Below are 1225 nucleotides of genomic sequence, written 5' to 3'. Positions count from 1 at the left end.
TGAGAGAACACTCTCAATGGTTTGGTGGCGATAGCGAAGAGGTCACACCCGTTCCCATGCCGAACACGGAAGTTAAGCTCTTCAGCGCCGATGGTAGTCGGGGGTTTCCCCCTGTGAGAGTAGGACGCCGCCAAGCTTTTTATTTTATCTACCATGTTTTTGTTTATGAAGCTTATAATATTCCGCAGTAGCTCAGTGGTAGAGCTATCGGCTGTTAACCGATCGGTCGTAGGTTCGAGTCCTACCTGCGGAGCCATTGCTTCCATAGCTCAGCAGGTAGAGCACTTCCATGGTAAGGAAGAGGTCAGCGGTTCGAGCCCGCTTGGAAGCTTATCTAAATACGTTGATCTGAAGCAGTTTCCGAATGTTATGGAACTGTTATTTTTTGTTTAGTTCAGTAAAAATCTGTTGCTGATTGTACCAGTTAAGGTATAGGTATTTAGCGCGTCTTCTGATGAAGCCTTTCTTCAATGATGCAAAAGAGATTAACATAATTAATTGTTAAACGGTATTGACTTTTATCAAAACCTTGATATAATTACTTTTGTCATAATGAACAGTATAAATAACAATACGGTTTACCGCCATCTGAGGCTGTATTCTGGCCATGCATTACATTTTTACTTGCGGAAGTAGTTCAGTGGTAGAACACCACCTTGCCAAGGTGGGGGTCGCGGGTTCGAATCCCGTCTTCCGCTCCATTTTATCCCAACGGGATATTGTGAAATTAATTGCGCCTGTAGCTCAATTGGATAGAGCGTTTGACTACGGATCAAAAGGTTAGGGGTTCGACTCCTCTCGGGCGCGCCATAATATTTTAAAAAATCGGGAAGTAGCTCAGCTTGGTAGAGCACATGGTTTGGGACCATGGGGTCGCAGGTTCGAATCCTGTCTTCCCGACCATTCTCAAGCTTTAAAGATAATATACTGGTTTTCTTTTTTTCTCTTTTTTTAAAAAAATGCTTGATTTATAGAGAAGCACCGTGGTATATTATTAAACGTCGCTGATGGACAGCAGACAACAACAAAAAGCTTCGGAAACAACTTAAAAAAGTTGTTGACATAAAAGAAGCTGGGTGGTAAGCTAATAAAGCTGCTTCAACAAGCGGTAATGATCTTTGAAAACTAAACAAGACAAAACGTACCTGTTAATTCAAAGTTTTAAATAAATCGCACAGCGATGTGCGTAGTCAGTCAAACTACTTTATCGGAGAGTTTGATCCTG

At 42.0% G+C, this 1225-nt stretch carries 5 tRNA genes and 1 rRNA gene; all 6 read left to right on the top strand.

The window, feature by feature from the left end:
- Positions 1-20: 20 nt before the first annotated feature.
- Positions 21-136 (top strand): 5S ribosomal RNA (rrf, locus tag ACWJJ4_RS19790).
- 45 nt (positions 137-181) lie between these two features.
- A tRNA-Asn gene (locus tag ACWJJ4_RS19785) sits at positions 182-256 on the top strand.
- Positions 257-258: 2 nt separating this feature from the next.
- Positions 259-331, top strand: a tRNA-Thr gene (locus tag ACWJJ4_RS19780).
- 295 nt (positions 332-626) lie between these two features.
- Positions 627-701, top strand: a tRNA-Gly gene (locus ACWJJ4_RS19775).
- A 32-nt stretch (positions 702-733) separates the two neighbouring features.
- Positions 734-810 (top strand) — tRNA-Arg (locus tag ACWJJ4_RS19770).
- 16 nt (positions 811-826) lie between these two features.
- A tRNA-Pro gene (locus ACWJJ4_RS19765) sits at positions 827-903 on the top strand.
- Positions 904-1225: the final 322 nt, after the last annotated feature.

The organism is Bacillus sp. JK62 (assembly GCF_053663455.1).
The sequence above is the reverse complement of the archived record's forward strand: the minus strand, read 5'-3'. Positions and strand labels throughout refer to the sequence as shown.